Raw genomic sequence first — 18956 nt, forward strand, 5'->3', positions numbered from 1 at the left:
GTTGAAAGGACCGCCGGTGAACCAAACCGCGTCAGAAACCTCACGAATCCGCGTCGCAATTGCGGGCTACGGAAACCTTGGCAAAAGCGCCGAGCGCCTGGTCAAGCGTCAGACCGATATGGATCTCGTTGGCATATTCTCGCGACGCGACAAACTCGACACCGACACCCGCGTGCTCCCGGCTGCCGGCGCGGCCCGGTATGCCGATGAGGTTGATGTGCTGTTGCTGTGCCTGGGCAGTGCCACCGATATTCCCGAGTTGGCTGCCGAATACGCGGCACACTTCAACACTGTCGACACCTATGACAACCATGCGCTCATACCCGAGCATCGAGCCAAGATGGATGCGGCCGCACGCGCCGCGGCGAATCTCTCGCTGATCTCTACCGGTTGGGATCCGGGCCTGTTCTCACTGAACCGAGTGATTGGTGCGGCGCTTTTCCCAGAACCGCAGCAGGCCACTTTTTGGGGCCCGGGGGTTTCGCAGGGTCACTCTGATGCCATTCGGCGCATCCCCGGTGTGATTCGCGGTGTGCAATATACCGTGCCGAACGAGGACGCGGTTGCGGCGGCGAAGACTGCGGGCGCCGAGGTACCGACGGGTAAGCGGGCGCACGCACGTCGCTGCGTCGTGGTGGCTGATGAAGCCGACCATGACCGCATTCGCGAGACGATCGTGAACATGCCCGATTATTTCGTGGGCTATGAAACCACGGTTGAGTTTGTCAGCGACGAAGAGTTTTCGCGCAATCACAGCGGTATGCCGCACGGTGGCCGCGTGATCACGAGCGGTGATCTGGCTGGTTCGCACTCGTCGGTTGAGTTTGCGCTCGAACTCGAACGCAACCCCGACTTCACTGCCGCGATGCTCGTGGCGTCTGCCCGTGCGGCAGCGCGGATGCATGCGGCTGGGCGCGTGGGTGCGGTGACAGTGTTCGAGGTGCCACCGTACCTCTACGCGCCGCAGCCGCTTGACGAGCTGGTTGCCGGGTCGCTCTAGCGGAACTCCGGCTGCGTTTCGCGGCGCTGCAACAGCTTCTCGACAAATATCAGCGCGAGCACAATCGCCGCGCCGAGCGCGGCCAGCAGCACCGGCCCGAGCACCGGTTCGGTCGGGGCCAGCAGCATCCCGGCTCCGTCACCGTCGGCGGCGCCGACTGTCTGCCACGGCCACAGCGCACGCAGCGACCCGATCATCAGCCCGGCCATGGCCAGCAGTGTGGTGCGGCGGTGTTCGTTCAGCAGATAGTGCAGCAGCTTCACGAATGCCGCCAAGCCCACGATGGCGCCGAGCGCAAACACTCCGAGATAGACGAAGTTGCGGTCATCCACCGCCTGCAACGTGGGTGCATACAGCCCCACCGCCAGCAGGAAGAACGAGCCTGAAACTCCAGGAATCACCAGCGCACAGATCGCAACCGCGGCGGCGATGAACACGACCGGGAGTGCCGGGTTTTCAATCACCTGGCCGCCGGCGAAACTCGTCAGCACGAACGCCACCACGGCGGCAACCACAACGATCACCCAATCCCACACCGGTGAGCGGCCCTTCACTCGCGCCGGTGCCATTTGCAGCGGCACGATCAGGCTCGCGGCAACCATGCCGAAGAACAGTCCGCGCGCGTGCTCGGGTGTGTTGGCTACGAAATCGTGCATCAAGCCGGCCACGGTGAACACCACCGTAGCCATACCGACCAGCACCGGCACCAGCATCCACCAGTTCACGCTGCGCAGCTCAGAGCTGAACCGCTTGCCCCGCTCGGGGCCGGTGAACAGCGCCCGCGCGCCCTGCACGACATGGTTTGCCGACTTGATGAGTTCGTCATAGAGGCCGGTGACCAGCGCGACGGTGCCGCCCGAGACACCGGGCACAAGCTCAGCCATTCCCATTAGCGCGCCGCGGATGAAATCGACGGGGATGAGATAGCGGGGCCGACGGGAAGTTTCTGTTTGGGTCATAGAGGTCTTTCTGCTGCACGTGATTGGGTGCGGATGTATTAGCAGGCTAGCGGTAGTGGCTGTATTTGCGGAGGCATTGGCGCATCGTCAGCAACCGGCCACTAGGTTGGATGGCATGACGCATCCATTCGTTCCCAAACTGGACGCATTCGGCGGTATCGAGATTCACTACGCCGAACTCAACGACTTTGAGAACAATTGCTATGTGGTTGTTGACACGGCGTCGGGAAAAACGCTGGTGGTAGACGCGGCGGATGCAGCACCGCATGTGCTCGACCTGGTGGCCGCGGCGCGCGAGTCGGCAGCGCGAGCTGGGCGCCCCGAGATTACCCCGGTGGGGGTGCTCACCACGCACTCACACGCCGATCACTGGCAGGCGCTCGCGGAGGTGAAGGCGGCGCTGGCGGTGCCGTCGCTTGCTGGCGAGGCGGATGCTGAAGAGATTCCGGTGCCCACCGATCGGCTTGTGAACCACGGTGACACGGTTGAGCTGGGTGCGACGACACTTGAGCTTGTTGGCCTGCGCGGCCACACTCCGGGGTCGATTGCGGTCGTGATTCGGCAGCCGGGCGAGGCTACCCGCATCCTGACTGGCGACTCGCTGTTTCCCGGCGGGATCGGTAACACGTGGGATGATCCCGAGCGGTATCGGCAGCTGCTCACCGATTGTGTGGAGCGAATTTTTCGGCGGTTTCCGGATGAAACCGTGTTCTATCCGGGGCACGGGCTGCCGTCGACGATCGGTCGGGAGCGCGGGTTCCTCAACCGCTGGCGATTGCTTGGTGGCCTGCCGCCAGCGAACCCGAGCGACGACCGCTATTTCGGCGACGATTAGCTGACCAGTTCGGTGGCTCAGCGCCGCAGATCGCGCTACGATAGACCCCAATACCAGATCGAGAGCGTTCTCTCTGGTATTTTTCGGCATTCAGTCTTATAATGACTACTTGCGCTTCGTCGCTCCATGCCTTCATATTGCGGTGGGCTTGGCAGTGCGGTTCATCGCAGTTCGGCCACCGGTATCCCGCTTTCGGCGTTCAGCATGAATCTATCGCACAGCCAGGCGATGTAGCCAACCCTCACGAATCGATGCGAGACCGTCCCCTCCATGCCGGGGGACTGCGGAGGTATTTCCATTGGCTGTTGCGAATAACGCACCTGCGCCCAAGTCGGGCCGCTTGGCACAACGACTCTCGTTTGCCAAGATCGCTGACACCCTCGAGGTGCCAGACCTGCTCTCATTGCAGACCGAATCGTTTGACTGGCTCGTCGGTGACGACGACTGGAAGGCACTCGTTGCCTACCAGCTCGACCAGGGCCGTACCGATGTGGCTACCGCATCCGGCCTCGACGAGGTCTTCGAAGAAATTTCGCCGATCGAAGACAACGCCGGCTCGATGCAGCTGACGTTCCGCAACCCCTACCTTGAGCCAGCGAAGTATTCGATCGACGAGTGCAAAGAACGCGGCAAGACCTACGCGGCCCCGCTGTATGTCGAAGCCGAGTTCATGCGCTACGAGACCGGTGAAATCAAGACCCAGACCGTGTTCATGGGCGATTTCCCGCTGATGACCGACAAGGGCACCTTCATCATTAACGGCACCGAGCGTGTCGTGGTGTCGCAGCTGGTTCGTTCGCCCGGTGTCTACTTCGAACGCACCCCCGAAAAAAACAGTGACACCGACGTGTTCTCGGCGCGCGTGATCCCCTCGCGCGGAGCCTGGCTCGAGTTCGAGGTCGACAAGAAAGGCTTCGTTTCGGTTCGTGTTGACCGCAAGCGTAAGCAGTCGATCACCATTTTCCTGCGCGCGATCGGGCTCAGCGAAGACGAGATTCGCGCCGAGTTCGCCGGCTACCCGACCCTGCTCGAAACGCTGAGCAAAGACGACCCGAAAATTCAGACACAAGAAGACGCACTGCGCGACATTTACCGCAAGCTGCGCCCGGGCGAGCAGGTGGCTTCAGAAGCTGCCCGCGCGCTGCTCGAAAACTTCTACTTCAGCCCCAAGCGTTACGACCTGGCCAAGGTGGGCCGCTACAAGCTCAACCGCAAGCTGGGCCTTGAAGCCCCTATCACCGACTCGGTGCTCTCGGTAGAAGACATCGTCGCCACCATCAAATACCTGGTTGCGCTGCAGCAGGGTGACACCAGCATCCCCGGCACCCGCAACGGTGGCGAGATTGTTGACATCCCGCTCGATGTTGACGACATCGACCACTTTGGTAACCGTCGCATCCGCGCTGTTGGTGAGCTCATCCAGAGCCAGGTGCGCACCGGCTTGAGCCGCATGGAACGGGTCGTGCGCGAGCGCATGACCACCCAGGAAGTCGACGCGATCACTCCGCAGTCGCTCATCAACGTGCGCCCTGTTGTGGCAGCTATCAAGGAGTTCTTCGGAACTTCGCAGCTGTCGCAGTTCATGGACCAGAACAACCCGCTCGCCGGTATCACCCACAAGCGTCGCCTCTCGGCGCTCGGCCCGGGTGGTCTCAGCCGTGAGCGTGCCGGTGTTGAGGTGCGTGACGTGCACCCCTCGCACTACGGCCGCATGTGCCCTATCGAAACGCCCGAAGGCCCCAACATTGGTCTGATCGGTTCGCTCGCAACTTTCGCGCGCATCAACGCGTTTGGGTTCATCGAGACCCCATACCGCCGCGTCAAAGACGGCGTGGTCTCGAACGAGATCGACTACCTCACGGCTGCCGAAGAAGACGACTTCGTGGTGTCGCAGGCAAACGCCCCCATCGACGAGAACGGTCGCTTCATTGAAGACAATGTGCTCGTGCGCACCAAGGGTGGCGAGGTTGAGCTCGTGTCCGCAAACGAGGTCGACTACATGGACGTCTCGCCGCGCCAGATGGTGTCGGTGGGTACCTCGCTGATTCCATTCCTTGAGCACGACGACGCCAACCGTGCCCTGATGGGTGCCAATATGCAGCGTCAGGCGGTGCCCCTGGTGCGCGCTCAGGCTCCGCTGGTGGGTACCGGTATGGAGGGCTACACGGCCGTTGACGCCGGTGACGTGGTCACCGCCGTGAACGCCGGTGTGGTCACTTCGGTTTCGGCCGACCAGGTCACCGTGCAGACCGATGACGGTGGCAGCGAGTCGTACTTCCTGCGTAAGTTCCAGCGCTCCAACGCCGGCACCTGCTACAACCACCGCGTGATCGTCAAAGCTGGCGACCGTGTTGAGGTTGGTGAAGTGATCGCCGACGGCCCCTCAACCGACCGGGGTGAACTCGCCCTGGGTGCGAACCTGCTCGTGGCATTCATGCCGTGGGAGGGTCACAACTTCGAGGACGCCATTATCATCAGCCAGAACCTCGTGAAAGACGATGTGCTGTCGTCGATCCACATCGAGGAATACGAGGTGGATGCACGCGACACCAAGCTCGGTAAAGAAGAAATTACTGCCGATCTACCGAATGTGTCGCAAGACATGCTCAAAGACCTCGACGAGCGTGGCATCATCCGCATTGGTGCCGAGGTTCGCCCCGGCGACATCCTCGTGGGTAAGGTCACCCCGAAGGGTGAGACCGAGCTGAGTGCCGAAGAGCGTCTGCTGCGCGCCATCTTCAACGAGAAGAGCCGCGAGGTGCGCGACACCTCGCTGAAGGTGCCTCACGGTCAGCAGGGAACGGTCATCGGTGTCAAGGTGTTTGACGTTGAGGCCGGCGACGACGAGCTAGGTTCGGGTGTGAACCAGCGCGTGATCGTCTACATTGCCCAGAAGCGCAAGATCACCGAGGGTGACAAGCTCGCGGGCCGCCACGGTAACAAGGGCGTCATCGCCAAGATCCTGCCCGAAGAAGACATGCCGTTCCTCGAAGACGGCACCCCGGTCGACATCATCCTGAACCCGCTGGGTATTCCGAAGCGAATGAACTTTGGTCAGGTCATGGAGTCGCACCTGGGCTGGGCCGCTTCGCAGGGTTGGGACATCGAGGGCAATCCCGACTGGGCTGCCGAGCTTCCCGAGGCTGCCTACCACGTTGAGGCCGGCACCCGTGTGGCCACCCCGGTGTTCGATGGCGCCAGCCAGGAAGAACTCACCGGTCTGCTCGGGTCAACCCGTCCGAACCGCGACGGTGACCGGCTCATCGACCAGTCGGGTAAGACCCGCCTGTTCGACGGCCGCTCGGGTGAACCGTTCCCCGACCCGGTGTCGGTGGGCTACATGTACATCCTGAAGCTCCACCACCTCGTCGACGACAAGATCCACGCCCGTTCGACCGGCCCCTACTCGATGATTACCCAGCAGCCACTGGGTGGTAAAGCCCAGTTCGGTGGTCAGCGCTTCGGTGAGATGGAGGTGTGGGCGCTCGAAGCCTACGGCGCCGCCTACACCCTGCAGGAGCTGCTCACCATCAAGTCGGACGACATCGTCGGTCGTGTGAAGGCATACGAGGCGATCGTGAAGGGCGACAACATCCAGAAGCCCGGTATTCCCGAGTCGTTCCGGGTGCTCGTGCGCGAAATGCGCTCGCTGTGCCTCAACGTCGAAGTTCTCGGCATGGACGGCCAAACCGTCAGCCTCGAAGAGAACGACGACGACGCTTACCGCGCCGCCGAAGAGCTCGGCATCAATATCTCCAGCCGGTTCGAGACTGCCTCGGTCGAAGAGATCTAGTCCGGTACTGAGAATCGAATCGCGTTCAGATTTAGGGAGAAATCAGAATTGATCGACGCAACAAAGTTTGACAGCCTCAGCATCGGGCTGGCGACCAGCGACGACATCCTCGCGTGGTCGAAGGGTGAAGTTAAGAAACCCGAAACTATCAACTACCGCACCCTCAAGCCCGAGAAGGACGGTCTGTTCGGTGAACAGATCTTCGGCCCCTCGCGCGACTGGGAGTGCGCCTGCGGTAAGTACAAGCGCGTGCGCTTCAAAGGCATTATTTGTGAGCGCTGCGGTGTTGAGGTGACCAAGTCGTCGGTGCGACGCGAGCGGATGGGGCACATCAAGCTCGCCGCACCCGTGACCCACATCTGGTATTTCAAGGGCGTGCCCTCACGCCTGGGCTACCTGCTCGACATGGCACCGAAAGACCTCGAAAAGGTCATCTACTTCGCCGCCTACATGATCGTCTCGATCGATGAAGAGGGCCGCCGCGACGACCTCGACGAACTCGAGCAAGAGCTGCGTCTCGAACTCGAAACAATCAGCAAGTCACGTGACTCGCAGATCAACAACAAGCTCGCCGAGCTCGAAAAGACGCTCACCGAGCTCGAAGCTGATGACGCCACCGCCGACCAGAAGCGCAAGGCGAAAGATGCGAACGACAAAGAACTCGCTCGCATCCGCAAAGAATCTGACGCGCTGATCCAGCAGCTCGAGCGCGTGTTCGAAACCTTCAAAGAACTCAAGGTTGGTGAACTGCGCGCCGACGACGCCGACTACGCCGAGCTCGTCGACCGTTATGGTGACTACTTCGAGGCCCACATGGGTGCCGAAGCGATTCAGCGCCGCCTGCGCGACTTCGACCTTGAAAGCGAAGCTGAGATGCTGCGCGAGCAGATCCAGACCGGCAAGGGCCAGAAGAAGATCCGCGCGATCAAGCGCCTCAAGGTGGTCACCGCATTCCTCAGCACCAACAACGAGCCCGAAGCTATGGTGCTCGACGTCATCCCGGTCATTCCGCCCGAACTGCGCCCGATGGTGCAGCTCGACGGTGGCCGGTTCGCAACCAGCGACCTCAACGACCTCTACCGTCGGGTGATCAACCGCAATAACCGTCTGCGTCGCCTGCTCGACCTCGCTGCTCCCGAGATCATCGTGAACAACGAGAAGCGCATGCTGCAGGAAGCGGTCGACGCGCTGTTCGACAACGGTCGTCGCGGTCGCCCGGTGACCGGTACGGGCAACCGGGCCCTGAAGTCGCTGAGCGACATGCTCAAGGGTAAACAGGGTCGATTCCGTCAGAACCTGCTCGGTAAGCGCGTCGACTACTCGGGTCGTTCAGTGATCATCGTGGGGCCGACGCTGAAGATGCACCAGTGTGGTCTGCCCAAGCAGATGGCGCTGGAGCTGTTCAAGCCCTATGTGATTAAGCGCCTGATCGACCTCGGTCACGCATCCAACATCAAGGCTGCCAAGCGTGCCGTTGAGCGCGCCAAGCCCGAGGTGTGGGACGTGCTCGAACAGGTCATTAGCGAGCGCCCGGTGCTGCTCAACCGTGCCCCCACCCTGCACCGTCTCGGTATCCAGGCCTTCGAGCCGCAGCTGGTGGAGGGTAAGGCTATCCAGCTACACCCGCTTGCCTGTGCGGCGTTCAACGCCGACTTTGACGGTGACCAGATGGCAGTGCACCTGCCGCTGTCGGTTGAGGCCCAGGCAGAGGCGCGCATCCTCATGCTCGCCTCGAACAACATTCTCAAGCCCTCGGACGGTCGCCCCGTGACCCTGCCTTCGCAGGATATGGTTGCCGGTCTCTACCACCTCACCTTCCAGCGTGACGATGTGGAGGGTGCAGGCCGGTCGTTCTCGTCGGTTGCCGAAGCAATTCTGGCCATGGATGAGGGCACGCTGCACCTCAACGCCCCGGTCAAGATCCGGCTCACGGGCGGTGCCGATGTGCCGACCGTGCGCGAAACGACGCTCGGTCGGGCGCTGTTCAACGAACTGTTGCCCGACGACTACCCCTACCTCGACCAGGTGATGACCAAGGGTCAGCTCTCGGGTGTGGTGAACTACCTCGCCGAGCGCTACGACAAGGATGTGGTCGCCAGCACCCTCGACAAGATCAAGGACGCTGGTTTCTACTGGGCAACCCGCTCGGGTATCTCACTCGCAATCAGCGATGTGGTGGTTCCCGACACCAAGGCGAGCATCGTTGCCGAGACCGAGGCCAAGGTTGCCGCACTGCGTGACGACTACACTATGGGTCTGATCTCGCAGGCCGAATACCGCGAAAAGACCATTGCGATGTGGGAAGACGCCACCGAGCGCGTGGCCGAAGACACCCGCGAGCAGTTCCCCGACACCAACTCGATTCACCGCATGGTGACCGCAGGTGCGAACGGTAACTGGCTGCAGGTGCGTCAGGTCGCCGGTATGCGAGGCATCGTGGCAAACCCGAAGGGTGAGAAGATCGCTCGCCCGATCATCCACTCGTACCGCGAGGGTCTGACCGTACTCGAGTACTTCTCGTCAACCCACGGTGCACGCAAGGGTCTGGCCGACACCGCGTTGAAGACCGCCGACTCGGGTTACCTCACCCGTCGTCTGGTCGACGTTTCGCAGGATGTGATCATTCGCGAGCTCGACTGTGGCACGCGCAAGGGGCTCACCCTGCCGATCGTGCAGACCGATGCGACCGGTGAAGTGCAGCTGGCTGACAACGTCGAGAACTCGGTGTATGCCCGCACCCTGGCGGTTGATGTCAAGGATGCCGAGGGCAATGTGCTGGCTCAGGCTGGCGACCCCGTCGGTGACGTGCTCATCGAGCAGTTTGTTGCCGCCGGCGTGCGCGAGGTGGTTGTGCGTTCGGTGCTTACCTGTGAGTCGCAGGTTGGTGTTTGCGCCAAGTGCTACGGCCGTTCGATGTCGGCATCGCAGCTCGCCGACCTCGGTGAAGCCGTCGGTATTATCGCGGCCCAGTCGATCGGTGAGCCCGGAACCCAGCTCACGATGCGTACCTTCCACACCGGTGGTATTGCCGGTGCCGCAGACATCACCCAGGGTCTGCCGCGTGTGCAGGAGCTCTTCGAAGCTCGTACCCCGAAGGGTGCCGCGCCGCTGGCGAAGGTGGCCGGCATCATCAGCATCCAAGACACCGAAAAACAGCGCAAGCTGGTGCTCACGCCCGACAACAAGGACGAAGAGCCCATCACCTACCCGGTGACCAAGCGCGCCGAACTGCTGGTTGAAGAGGGCACTCGAGTTGAGCCCGGTCAGCAGTTGGTTGAGGGGCCGCTCGACCCGAAGGATGTGCTTGAGGTGCGTGGCCCGGCAGCGGTGCAGAAGTACCTCGTGGAGGGTGTACAGGAGGTGTACAACAGCCAGGGCGTGCCGATTCACGACAAGCACATTGAGGTGATCGTGCGCCAGATGCTGCGCAAGGTGACGATTAACGAGTCGGGCGACACCGACATGCTGCCCGGTGAGCTGATTGACCGTCAGCGTTTCCAGGCCACAAACCGACAGGCTGTCACCGAGGGACGCCGCCCGGCCTCGGGTCGTCCCGAGGTGATGGGTATCACCAAAGCCTCGCTCGCTACCGAATCGTGGCTGTCTGCCGCCTCGTTCCAGGAGACCACCCGCGTGCTCACGCAGGCTGCGATGGAACAGAAAACCGACCCACTGCTCGGGCTCAAAGAGAACGTCATTATCGGTCGCCTCATCACCGCCGGTACCGGACTCAACGAGTACTCCGACCAGGTGGTGGAGGCCACTGAAGAGGCGATTGCCGAGCGGTATCCCTACCAGCAAGAGAACATCGACTACGACACCGATCTGTCGTTTGCCGACTTCGACTCGTTCGGAGCCGATAGCGATTTCGGTATCAAGTTCGACTAGACGGCAGGCTCGCTCATCTGTAGCTGAGCTGGAGCGGGGTTCGCGCCTGGGGCGCGGGCCCCGCTCGCGTTGGTGGTTGCTGCGGGCGTGCAGATGTAAGCCCGCGGATGCGCTGCGCATCCGGCGCGGCACGACGGCAACATGCCACCTGCGCAATAGTGTGGCCTACATGACCGATGAATACCGTGCTCCTCAGCCCTATGACGACGGGCCGCGCCACGACGACGGTGCCGGCACGCCCGCTGCCGATCAATCGCAGGCCACCGACGAGCAGCAGCGAGTGTTTGCCATGCCAGCTGGCGACGAGGCTTCCGCACCGGACGCTGCGGAGACCGACGCTGCCGGCGATGCCGCCGCCTCAGCCGCTCAGCAGGCATCGGAACAGTCGGCTGCCGCGACCGCGCAGCACGGTTTCGAAAACGCCCCGCCGCCGCAGGATGAGCGTCTCATCGAGGCCGTGCAGCGATCGCGCAATCTGCCGATCGACGGCGACTATGAGGTATCTGCAGCCGAGGCTGACGATGGCGAAGCGGTGCCGGCAACGGCGCCGCAGGCGCAGGATGCGACAGCGACTGCGGCGGGGAGTGAACCGCAGCAGGCAGCTGCCGTTGAAGATATTGCTGAACCGCAGCAGACGCCGGCTTCTGGGGCAACCGAGCAGCTCGAACAGGATGCCGTCCACGAAACGGTAGCAGCAGACGATAGCGAAGCCGCGCATCCCAGTGATGATGAAACCTTCGCGCCGCTGGGCATTTCGATGACCGAGGGCCTGCTCGTCGAACCTGAAAAACCCAGCAACCGCGGCTTCGCGGTGCTGATGTCGGTGTTTGCGACCGTAGTTTTTGCGGTGGGCTACGCCGTCGCGTTTACGCTTGCACGCAAGCTGTTTACTCGCGATCTCGACATTTTCACGGGCCTCATGGAGATGGTCGGCCTGCTGCAGTTCTATCTACCGGTGGCGGTGTTCTTCGTAGTGTTCTTGTTCTGGTCGCTGCTGGCGAACCGGGCGCGCTGGTGGGGCTATATTGTCGCCTCGCAGCTGTTGGCCGTGCTGGTAGCGGCAGCCTGCTATGCGGCCCTCGGCTTGAATGCGGTGCTCGATGGCAAGCCATTCACCGGCGAGGTGTTTCTGGAGGCGCTACGCGACTATGTGCACCTGCCTGGCGCACTATTGGCCGCGCTGGTCGCTATTCCGGTGGTTACCTGGTTTGGTGGCATCAGTGCGATGCGCGCAGCGAAGCTCACCCGTGAATACGAAGACGAACTCGCCGAGTATGACCGGCGGGTAGAGTTTGAGCGCGAGCAGGCTCGTCAACACCTCGAAACTCCGGTTGTCGAATAGTTCGCGAGCAATTCTGGCGCCGCATTGCATCCCAAGCTTGACCGCATTCTGACGCCCCGGTAACATGTTCAGGTGCGCCGGACTCGGCGTGCCTGAAATACACCGCGGGAGTCGCCTTCTCGTGACACCCCGGCAGGTAGCCGCCGAACGTCCGTGCAGGACGTGTTACTTACCAGCGATATCGCATGTTGTCGTATTGCCGGTGAGCCGGGCGAACGCCCGAAGCTGCTGGCCGCGGCCAATCACACAGAGCAATACACCATCAAGGAGAATTACCAAGTGCCAACCATTCAGCAGTTGGTTCGCAAGGGCCGCAAGCCCAAGGTGAGCCGTTCAAACTCGCCCGCGCTCAAGGGCAATCCGATGCAGCGCGGTGTGTGCACCCGTGTCTACACCACCACCCCGAAGAAGCCGAACTCGGCCCTGCGCAAGGTTGCCCGTGTGAAGCTGTCGAACGGTACTGAGGTCACCGCCTACATCCCCGGTGAGGGCCACAACCTGCAGGAGCACTCGATGGTGCTCGTGCGCGGTGGTCGTGTGAAAGACCTTCCTGGTGTGCGCTACCACATCGTTCGTGGTGCGCTTGACACCCAGGCAGTCAAGGGCCGCAAGCAGGCTCGTAGCCACTACGGCGCCAAGAAGGAGAAGTAATGCCTCGCAAGGGACCCGCGCAGAAGCGCCCAGTCGTTATCGACCCCGTCTACGGTTCGCCGGTAGTGAGCCAGCTCGTCAACAAGGTGCTCGTTGACGGCAAGAAGTCGCAGGCTGAGCGCATTGTTTACGGTGCACTCGAGAACGTTGCCAACAAGACCGGCGAAGACGCCGTCAGCATGCTCAAGAAAGCACTCGATAACATTCGCCCCACCCTCGAGGTGCGCAGCCGCCGCGTCGGTGGTTCGACCTACCAGGTGCCGGTTGAAGTGAAGCCGCACCGCGCCAACACGCTCGCTCTGCGCTGGCTCGCCGGATACGCCAAGGTTCGTCGCGAAAAGACCATGACCGAGCGTCTCACCAACGAGATTCTCGATGCGTCGAACGGCCTCGGTGCCGCGGTGAAGCGCCGCGAAGACATGCACAAGATGGCCGAATCGAACAAGGCCTTCGCCCACTACCGCTGGTAGTTTTCAAGCCGGTCAACAAGACATGCTAAGCAGTCTTGTCGGCCGGTTTGCGGTTGGAGTAATCCACTCGAATCGCGAAATTAGAGCAGTAACCCATACATCAAACAAACGGGAGACACCGTGGCACAGGAAGTGCAGACTGACCTTACAAAGGTCCGCAATATCGGCATCATGGCGCACATTGACGCCGGTAAGACCACGACTACCGAGCGCATCCTGTTCTACACGGGTGTTAACCACAAGATTGGTGAGTCGCACGACGGCGCGGCCACCATGGACTGGATGGCTCAGGAGCAGGAACGCGGTATCACCATTACCTCGGCTGCTACCACCTGCTACTGGAACAACACCCAGATCAACATCATCGACACCCCCGGTCACGTCGACTTCACCGTCGAGGTAGAGCGCTCGCTGCGCGTGCTCGACGGTGCCGTCGCCGTATTCGACGGTAAGGAAGGTGTTGAACCCCAGTCGGAGACCGTGTGGCGTCAGGCCGACAAGTACCACGTACCCCGCATCTGCTTCATCAACAAGATGGACAAGCTCGGCGCCGACTTCTACCATTCGGTAGAGACCATCAAGTCGCGCCTGGGTGTGAAGCCGCTGGTGCTGCAGCTGCCGATCGGTGCTGAGAGCGACTTCATCGGTGTCATCGACCTGGTGAAGATGGAGGCGCTGACCTGGCGTGGCGACGACAAGGGCATTGTGTCACCCGGAACTCCCGCCGAGGTTGAAGAAATCCCCGCCGATCTCGTTGACAAGGCCGAGGAATACCGCGCCGAGCTGCTGGAAACCATCGCCGAAACCAGTGAAGAGCTGCTCGAGAAGTACCTCGGTGGCGAAGAGCTCACCGTCGCCGAGATTCAGGCTGCGATTCGCCAGCTGACCATCGCCGGTGACGCGTTCCCGGTGATCTGCGGTACCGCGTTCAAGAACCGCGGTGTTCAGCCCATGCTCGACGCCGTTGTGGCATACCTGCCCTCGCCACTGGACGTGCCCCCGATGAAGGCCACCCTCCCGAACGACCCCGAGACCGTTGTTGAGCGTCCCTCGAGCAAGGACGCACCCTTCGCGGCACTCGCCTTCAAGGTTGCGGTGCACCCGTTCTACGGTCGCCTCACCTACGTTCGCGTCTACTCGGGTCAGGTTTCGTCGGGTACCCAGGTGCTCAACTCGACCAAGGGTAAGAAGGAACGCATCGGGAAGCTGTTCCAGATGCACTCCAACAAAGAGAACCCCGTTGACGAGGTGATCGCCGGCCACATCTACGCCGTTATCGGTCTGAAAGACACCACCACCGGTGACACCCTGTGTGACATCAACGACCCCGTGGTGCTCGAATCGATGACCTTCCCTGAGCCGGTTATCTCGGTGGCTATCGAGCCAAACTCGAAGGCCGACCAAGAGAAGCTCGGCACCGCTATTCAGAAGCTGGCTGAAGAAGACCCGACCTTCCGCGTTGAGCTCAACCCCGAAACCGGTCAGACGACCATCTCGGGTATGGGTGAGCTGCACCTCGACATCCTGGTCGACCGCATGAAGCGCGAATTCAAGGTTGAGGCAAACATCGGTAAGCCGCAGGTGGCCTACCGTGAAACCATCCGCCGCACTGTTGAGCGCTACGACTACACCCACAAGAAGCAGACCGGTGGTTCTGGTCAGTTCGCCAAGGTGCAGATCAAGCTCGAGCCGCTCGAGGTTGAGGGCGACAAGATTTACGAGTTCGAGAACGCCGTTACCGGTGGTCGCGTGCCGAAGGAATACATCCCCTCGGTTGACGCCGGTATTCAGGATGCAATGCAGGTGGGTATTCTCGCCGGCTACCCGGTGGTGGGTGTGAAAGCCACCCTGGTTGACGGTGCCTACCACGACGTTGACTCTTCGGAGATGGCGTTCAAGATCGCGGGTTCGATGGCGTTCAAGGAAGCCGCGGCAAAGGCTTCGCCGGCGCTGCTCGAACCGCTCATGAAGGTCGAGGTGCGTACCCCTGAGGAATACATGGGTGACGTTATCGGTGACCTCAACTCTCGCCGTGGTCAAATCCAGTCGATGGAGGACGCCTCGGGTGTGAAGGTGGTTCGTGCACTCGTACCGCTTTCGGAGATGTTCGGCTACATCGGTGACCTGCGCTCGAAGACTTCGGGTCGCGCCGTGTACTCGATGGAGTTCGACTCGTATGCGGAGGTCCCGAAGGCCGTCGCCGACGAGATCATCGAAAAGGGTAAGGGCGCCTAGTTGACGCCCTGCGTCGCAACGCGCTAAACCCCTGCACTCGTTCGTCCAGGCGGCGACCGGGTATACTAAGCAACTGTCAAATTTTTCAAAGTTACGATTCTCGCGATAGCGTAGAGCGTTACCAAGAAACCGTCCTGAGGAGGACCCACAGTGGCCAAGGCCAAGTTTGAGCGGACTAAGCCGCACGTCAACATCGGAACGATCGGTCACGTTGACCACGGTAAGACGACTCTGTCGGCTGCCATCTCGAAGGTGCTGGCTGACAAGTACCCGTCGGACGTCAACGTCCAGCGTGACTTCGACACCATCGACTCGGCTCCTGAAGAGCGCCAGCGTGGTATTACCATCAACGTCTCGCACATCGAGTACGAGACCCCGAAGCGTCACTACGCACACGTTGACGCTCCCGGCCACGCCGACTACGTGAAGAACATGATCACCGGTGCCGCCCAGATGGATGGCGCAATCCTCGTGGTTGCCGCCACCGACGGCCCGATGGCGCAGACTCGCGAGCACGTGCTGCTCGCCAAGCAGGTTGGTGTTCCCTACCTGCTCGCTGCACTGAACAAGTCAGACATGGTCGACGACGAGGAAATCCTCGAGCTCGTCGAGATGGAGATCTCGGAACTGTTCGACTCGCAGGGCTTTGACGCTGAGGCACCCATCGTGCGTGTTTCGGCCCTCAAGGCTCTCGAGGGTGAAGAGAAGTGGGTCAACTCGATCCTCGAGCTTATGGAAGCTGTCGACGAGAAGATTCCCGACCCGGTACGTGACAAAGACAAGCCGTTCCTCATGCCCATCGAGGACGTCTTCACCATCACCGGTCGCGGTACCGTTGTGACCGGCCGTGCCGAGCGTGGCACCCTGTCGATCAACTCGGAAGTTGAGATCATCGGTCTGCGCCCGACCCAGAAGACCACCGTTACCGGTATCGAGATGTTCCACAAGCAGCTCGACGAGGCATGGGCAGGCGAGAACTGTGGTCTGCTCCTGCGCGGTCTCAAGCGTGAAGACGTTGAGCGTGGTCAGGTTGTTGCAGCCCCCGGTTCGGTGACTCCGCACACCAACTTCGAGGGCACCGCGTACATCCTTTCGAAGGAAGAGGGTGGCCGCCACAACCCCTTCTACACCAACTACCGTCCGCAGTTCTACTTCCGTACCACCGACGTGACCGGCGTGATCACCCTGCCCGAGGGCAAGGAAATGGTTATGCCCGGTGACACCGTCGAGATGACCGTTGAGCTCATCCAGCCCATCGCTATGGAGGAGGGCCTCGGCTTTGCTATTCGTGAGGGTGGCCGCACCGTCGGCGCCGGCACCGTGAGCAAGATCATCAAGTAGTCACCGACTGCTCGCAAAGGCGGGTGGCAACCTTCGGGTTGCCACCCGCCTTTTGTGGTTGCACAAGCACACATAGACGCATAACACTGGCTTAAGCTGAAACCTGTGTGTAAGCTGTGGGCCATACAGACAGGTTGCAACATGGTTGGCAAGCTATGTGGTGGCCTAACTTCCGAAGAGATCTGAGCTAAACGAGAGTGAGATTGAAACGCTTTCGAGGCTCAAAAGCGGGAGTATAGGTGTCATGTCACGCTACGACGGTTCGATCAAGCACTGTGATGACAGAGATCATGGTGTTGGTGAACGTCAGGATGCTGACTGGCGCAAAAATATTCGCCGTGCCGGCTTGGCTCGCGTGAAGGCACTCAAATCGCTGGTGACGGCGGCCACTGCCGCAGCGCTCGTGCTCGCGATGCCAATGGCGGTGCTGGCAGAAGAAGCTGACCCGGTCGACGAACCCACCATCGCCTAGTCGATTACCGAGCAGGTCCCCGAGTCGACGCCGCAGGAAGATGCGCCTACCGAAGCGCCCGAAAGCGAACCAGCCGACGATCCAGACGCCCTGGGCGAAGAAGACGTTTCGGTGGTCGAAGAAGAAAACATCGAGTCGGTGCAGTCACGCGCACAGGGCGTGCCGAATATTCAGCCCCGTGCAGCGGCACCCCCTGACGAAATCGCAACTTGCGAACCGGGCGTGTTCTATTCGGTATACGCAGACGGTTCGATTTGGCGCATAGATGTATCGAGCGGGCGAGCTCAGGTGAGTCAGTTCAGCAACTACCGTGGCGGCATCGATACGAACGGATTGGCGATCGGCCCTAACGGCACACCGATCTTCGCGTACGACCGCAGGCCGGGCACGGGCAGGCTGTCGCAGGTGCGCATCCTCGAATATGTGGGCAGTCCGGTTACCGCGCAGCCGCGCACGGACTGGTACGAGACCGGTATCACCAACTCAAATATTGCCGGCGCAGTCGATCCGGTATCGGGTAACTATTACTTTGGGGGCTACACCCGGGGGCCCAATCAGCTCGACTTTAAAGTGTTTCGCTACGACGTAAACACAGTCCGAATTGAACAGGTGGGGCTGGTCAAGATTCGCGACCAGAACGCGGGCGGCCTTTCGAACGGTGACATGGCTTTCGATGTGCACGGAAACCTCTACCTGCTGCACGCCACACAGCCCTATAACGGTCAGACAAGAGTGCGGTTTGTCACCGTTCCCCGGGCAGAACTGGGCAATCCCGATGGACGCTACCTGAAAACGAGCGAGACAGCCGTTCGCACCTTCCACACGAGCGCGCCGCTCAACGGTATGGCGGTTGATCAAGACGGCACCGTGTTTGTTAGCAACCGCGTGACGGCATATCGAGTCGACCCCACCAACTGGCAGACGATTGAGCTGTTTTCGGGTTCGATCGGCGGCAGTCGAGACCTGGCATCATGTGTTTCACCCCCACGATTGAACTGGTGAAGGATGTGCAAGGCCGCGCTGACGTTCACGGCCAGTTCAATTTGACAATTGCCGAAACCGCAGACCCCGAAGACCCCTTCGTTGAAGTCACGACAGCGGGTGACACGCTGGGTGTGCAAGACCAGCAAATCTACCCAACGATTGTTCGCGCCGGTGGCGAGTACGTGCTGAGCGAAAGCATGGCGCCTGGATCAAAGTCTGACCTGCGGAAATATGACACCAAATTCACTTGCCGTGCAACATACCTCGATGGCTCATCCGAGTCGATATTCGACGATGTTTCACTCACGAACACCAACGACAGGGCATCGTTCACGATCACGATTCCTGACGGTAGCCCAGCCATCAAGTGCACTTTCGTCAATACGCCAAAAGCTGCCGGCATCAAGGTCGACAAATACTGGGTGATTAACGGCGGCACGCTCGTTCCCGATAGCGAAGCTCCCGAGGGGGCTTGAAGCTGCACCGTCAATCACCATCAATGGTGACGCGGTGACCGAACCTGAATGGGGTACAACCCAATCCGGTGAACACGGGGCGCCGTTTGAACTCAACGAAACTGTAAAGCTCAACGGTGAATATGGGCTGTGCTCGGTGAAACAAGAAATCACCAAGATTAATGATGAAACGCTTGCCCGGCCCATCGACGCTGCTGCCGCCTACAGGGCACGCTCGACCGTGAACTCACCAAAGTTGAGTACACCAACAGCGTTTCTTGTTCGACACTGACACTGGTCAAAAAGGTTGACGAGAGCGACAAATTCGACTTCATCACACCGCTTAGCTCCGATAACTGGACCGTCTCGGCTAGCGCCGACAACCTTCCCAAGATCACCGGCGAAGGATACGCCAGTGGACACGTGCAGACCGGCGTGCCATACAAACTGGCTGAGGCAGGCGGCCACCCGAGCTATGAATCGCCCTGGGTTTCGTTCCGTTCTTCAAGCAAGGATGGAACCGATGAATCA

Annotated in this window: 14 protein-coding genes; 13 read left to right on the forward strand and 1 reads right to left on the reverse strand. The window is 60.9% G+C overall.

The features are described from left to right. Positions 1 to 16 precede the first annotated feature (16 nt). Entirely contained in the window at positions 17 to 1000 is a 984-nt protein-coding gene (locus RQ865_RS05740) for a diaminopimelate dehydrogenase (RefSeq protein ID WP_311478163.1), read from the forward strand. On the opposite strand, the gene RQ865_RS05745 is transcribed toward RQ865_RS05740, so the two are convergent. Further along, positions 997 to 1959 carry a DUF368 domain-containing protein gene (locus tag RQ865_RS05745; RefSeq protein WP_311478164.1) on the reverse strand — a complete coding sequence of 321 codons (963 nt, stop codon included), beginning with the start codon at positions 1957 to 1959 and terminating at the stop codon, positions 997 to 999. The genes RQ865_RS05740 and RQ865_RS05745 overlap by 4 nt on opposite strands. A 115-nt stretch (positions 1960 to 2074) precedes the next feature. Between RQ865_RS05745 and RQ865_RS05750 the strand changes: the two genes are divergently transcribed. The 12 genes from RQ865_RS05750 (at position 2075) to RQ865_RS05805 (ending at position 18717) form a co-directional block, all read left to right on the forward strand. Continuing rightward, positions 2075 to 2794, forward strand: coding sequence for an MBL fold metallo-hydrolase (locus RQ865_RS05750; RefSeq protein ID WP_311478165.1), 720 nt, complete (start codon positions 2075 to 2077; stop codon positions 2792 to 2794). Between the two features lie 298 nt (positions 2795 to 3092). Continuing rightward, positions 3093 to 6587: a DNA-directed RNA polymerase subunit beta gene (gene rpoB / locus RQ865_RS05755; RefSeq protein ID WP_311478166.1), complete on the forward strand. Its 3495-nt coding sequence runs from the start codon at positions 3093 to 3095 to the stop codon at positions 6585 to 6587. A 48-nt stretch (positions 6588 to 6635) separates the two neighbouring features. After that, on the forward strand, positions 6636 to 10475 hold the full coding sequence (rpoC, locus tag RQ865_RS05760; RefSeq protein ID WP_311478167.1) for a DNA-directed RNA polymerase subunit beta': 3840 nt from the start codon (positions 6636 to 6638) through the stop codon (positions 10473 to 10475). Between the two features lie 169 nt (positions 10476 to 10644). After that, a complete protein-coding gene (locus RQ865_RS05765) occupies positions 10645 to 11817 on the forward strand; it encodes a hypothetical protein (protein ID WP_311478168.1) in 1173 nt (390 codons plus the stop codon). Between the two features lie 279 nt (positions 11818 to 12096). Next, entirely contained in the window at positions 12097 to 12468 is a 372-nt protein-coding gene (rpsL, locus tag RQ865_RS05770) for a 30S ribosomal protein S12 (protein WP_201517567.1), read from the forward strand. Beyond that, positions 12468 to 12938, forward strand: a complete 471-nt coding sequence (gene rpsG, locus RQ865_RS05775; protein ID WP_311478169.1) for a 30S ribosomal protein S7 — start codon at positions 12468 to 12470, stop codon at positions 12936 to 12938. Before rpsL ends, rpsG begins: the two co-directional genes overlap by 1 nt. 120 nt (positions 12939 to 13058) lie before the next feature. Further along, positions 13059 to 15173: an elongation factor G gene (gene fusA, locus RQ865_RS05780; protein WP_311478170.1), complete on the forward strand. Its 2115-nt coding sequence runs from the start codon at positions 13059 to 13061 to the stop codon at positions 15171 to 15173. 150 nt (positions 15174 to 15323) lie between these two features. Further along, positions 15324 to 16514, forward strand: coding sequence for an elongation factor Tu (gene tuf, locus RQ865_RS05785; protein WP_311478171.1), 1191 nt, complete (start codon positions 15324 to 15326; stop codon positions 16512 to 16514). 244 nt (positions 16515 to 16758) lie between these two features. After that, positions 16759 to 16986 (forward strand): hypothetical protein, encoded by a 228-nt coding sequence (locus tag RQ865_RS05790; protein ID WP_311478172.1) that lies wholly within the window; start codon positions 16759 to 16761, stop codon positions 16984 to 16986. Between the two features lie 111 nt (positions 16987 to 17097). Next, positions 17098 to 17988, forward strand: a complete 891-nt coding sequence (locus tag RQ865_RS05795; RefSeq protein WP_311478173.1) for a hypothetical protein — start codon at positions 17098 to 17100, stop codon at positions 17986 to 17988. After that, positions 17985 to 18446: a hypothetical protein gene (locus RQ865_RS05800; RefSeq protein ID WP_311478174.1), complete on the forward strand. Its 462-nt coding sequence runs from the start codon at positions 17985 to 17987 to the stop codon at positions 18444 to 18446. The genes RQ865_RS05795 and RQ865_RS05800 overlap by 4 nt, the downstream gene beginning before the upstream one ends. A gap of 34 nt (positions 18447 to 18480) precedes the next feature. Next, positions 18481 to 18717 (forward strand): hypothetical protein, encoded by a 237-nt coding sequence (locus tag RQ865_RS05805; protein WP_311478175.1) that lies wholly within the window; start codon positions 18481 to 18483, stop codon positions 18715 to 18717. The last annotated feature ends 239 nt before the right edge of the window (positions 18718 to 18956 follow it).

Origin of the sequence: uncultured Gulosibacter sp., assembly GCF_963509965.1 — a bacterium.
Lineage (GTDB): Bacteria > Actinomycetota > Actinomycetes > Actinomycetales > Microbacteriaceae > Gulosibacter.

Bases quoted from the DNA above. Each gene is read 5' to 3' on its own strand.
- RQ865_RS05745 (WP_311478164.1), bottom strand. From the start codon at position 1,959: ATGACCCAAACAGAAACTTCCCGTCGGCCCCGCTATCTCATCCCCGTC.
- RQ865_RS05765 (WP_311478168.1), top strand. From the start codon at position 10,645: ATGACCGATGAATACCGTGCTCCTCAGCCCTATGACGACGGGCCGCGC.
- RQ865_RS05750 (WP_311478165.1), top strand. From the start codon at position 2,075: ATGACGCATCCATTCGTTCCCAAACTGGACGCATTCGGCGGTATCGAG.
- rpsG (WP_311478169.1), top strand. From the start codon at position 12,468: ATGCCTCGCAAGGGACCCGCGCAGAAGCGCCCAGTCGTTATCGACCCC.
- RQ865_RS05790 (WP_311478172.1), top strand. From the start codon at position 16,759: ATGTCACGCTACGACGGTTCGATCAAGCACTGTGATGACAGAGATCAT.